Source organism: Vibrio caribbeanicus ATCC BAA-2122 (assembly GCF_000165125.1).
Classification (GTDB): domain Bacteria; phylum Pseudomonadota; class Gammaproteobacteria; order Enterobacterales; family Vibrionaceae; genus Vibrio; species Vibrio caribbeanicus.
Map to the genome: position 1 here is coordinate 1 of NZ_AEIU01000101.1, position 781 is coordinate 781.

Genomic DNA, 781 nt, shown 5'->3' on the forward strand with positions numbered 1-781 from the left:
GACTTTGGAGGTATCCCAGTTACCGATGGGTTGGTTAAAGGTGGAGGCGCCTGAAAACATCTCCTTCATATCCCTTACCTTGTAGGTATCCCAGTCACTAATATCGGCATTGAAGTGCTCCCTTCCTTTAAAAAGGCCATTCATATTAGTTACATGAGAGGTACAAAAGCGGATTTGACCTTGTTCCAGTTTATCGAGCTGGGCTTGGTCTTTAATGCTTTCATCGTCAACAACCAGATAGGTGTCACCCTGATGGTTGAAGGTGGCGCCGATATCTCTGTCATTACAGGTAACAGAAATGCTCTCAATTGGGCCTTTTACATTGGAGGTATCCCATTGACTGATGTCTTGGTCAAAACTCGTGGCCTGTTTAAATATACCATGCATGTCCCTTACATTGGAGGTATTCCAATCACCGATGTCTTGGTTAAAGGCGGAGGCGCCTTCAAACATCGCCCTCATACTTTTAATCTTCGAGGTATCCCAGTTGCCAATAGGTTGGTTAAAGCTGGTAGCACCTTTAAACATGGCGGCCATGTCTGCAAAATACCTCGAACCGACGTTGGAGGTATCCCAGTCACCGATGGGCTGGTTAAAACTGGTGGCACCTGAAAACATCCTCCTCATATCCCATACCTTGGAGGTATCCCAGTCACCGATGGGTTGGTTAAAGTTGATGGCACCGTTAAACATCGCCTCCATATACCTTACCTTGGAGGTATCCCAGTTACCGATGGGTTGGTTAAAAGGTGGAGGCACCTTCAAACATCGCCCTCATATA

Annotated in this window: 1 protein-coding gene; it reads right to left on the minus strand. The window is 46.4% G+C overall.

From position 1 onward, the window contains the following. Window positions 1-759: BspA family leucine-rich repeat surface protein (locus tag RH40_RS17470; protein WP_241209907.1), on the minus strand; the 759-nt coding region annotated here is incomplete at its 3' end. Window positions 760-781 lie beyond the last annotated feature (22 nt).